Genomic DNA, 1,537 nt, shown 5'->3' with positions numbered 1-1,537 from the left:
TCGGGGGCGGGCAGGGCGCGTCGGTCGACCTTGCGGTGCGCGGTCAGCGGCAGCCCGACCAGCGTGACGACCGCGGCAGGCACCATGAACTCCGGCAGCCGTTCACCCACGTACTGGCGGACCTGGCCCGCGTCCACGGTCGCACCCGACGTCACCGGCACGACGTAGGCGACCAGACGCTTGTCGCCGGGACGGTCCTCACGGGCGATGACGACGACCTGCGCCACCTCGGGGTGAGAGGCGAGGGCGGCCTCCACCTCACCGAGCTCGATACGGAAACCACGGACCTTGACCTGCTCATCCGCCCGCCCGACGTATTCCAACTGACCATCCCGACGACGACGCACCACGTCACCGGTCCGGTACATGCGCTTCCCCGGCGCATCCGCGAACGGATCGGGCACGAAACGCTCCGCCGTCAGGCCCGGACGATTCAGGTAGCCGCGCGCCAGTTGCGCTCCCGCGAGATACAGCTCACCGGGGACGCCAGTGGGGACGGGGTTCAGGCGGTCGTCCAGCACATAGGCGCGGGTGTTCCACACCGGCCGCCCGATCGGCGGCACCCCGACCGACTCCGGCGTCAGCGGCACACTCGACGTCGAGGCCACCGTGGCCTCTGTCGGACCATAGATGTTCACCATCCGACGGCCCCGCGACCACGTACGCGCCACCTCCGCCGAACACGCCTCACCTGCAACCACCAACGTCAGGCCCTCGGGCAGCCCGCCCGACTCCCCCAACACCGGCAACGTCGCCGGCGGCAACGTCGCATGCGTCACCCCGAACTCCGCTATGAGCTGCGAGAGCTGCGCGCCCGGGGTCAGCTGCTCCGCCGACCCCAGCACAAGCGCCGCACCCGCCAGCCACGCCGGCCACATGTCCGCCACCGCCGCGTCAAAACTCGGCGACGCAAACTGCAACAGACGACTCCCACCGTCCACACCCAGCCGCGCGATGTGATCCCGCGCCAGATTCACCACACCCGCATGACCGACCACCACACCCTTCGGACGACCCGAAGAACCCGACGTATAGATCACATACGCCGGATGCGACGGCGACAGAGCACAGCTCCGCTCCTCGTCGCGGACATCCACATCCGACGCTGACGCCACCGCACCAGCGATGTCCTCAAGAAGCAGCACCGGGTGGCCCTCCGGCACGACGCTCCGTACGGACGCGTCGGTGATGACCACGGCGGGGTCGGTATCCCCCAGGACGTACGCGATCCGCTCCGCCGGATACTTCGGATCCACCGGAACATACGCAGCACCCGCCTTCAGCACCGCCAGCATCGCCACCAACAACTCCGGCGAACGCGGCAACACCAACGCCACCAGACCCTCAGGCCCCACACCCCGACCCACCAAGAACCGCGCCAGACGATTCGCCCGCGCATTCAGCTCGGCGAAAGAAAGGACGGTGTCCTCGAACAACACGGCCGTCGCCTCAGGCGTCCGCGCCACCTGCCCCTCAAACGCCACCGGCAACGACACCCACGGAACCTCGACCCGCTCCCCCTGCCAACCGGACAGCA

At 69.0% G+C, this 1,537-nt stretch carries 1 protein-coding gene; it reads right to left on the bottom strand.

From position 1 onward, the window contains the following. Positions 1-1,496 (bottom strand): amino acid adenylation domain-containing protein (locus tag ACWGIH_RS43450; protein WP_453452840.1); only part of this gene is annotated, 1,496 nt, incomplete at its 3' end. Positions 1,497-1,537 lie beyond the last annotated feature (41 nt).

The sequence above is a fragment of the Streptomyces sp. NPDC054872 genome (assembly GCF_053610705.1).
This window is presented reverse-complemented; position numbering and strand designations above follow the sequence as displayed.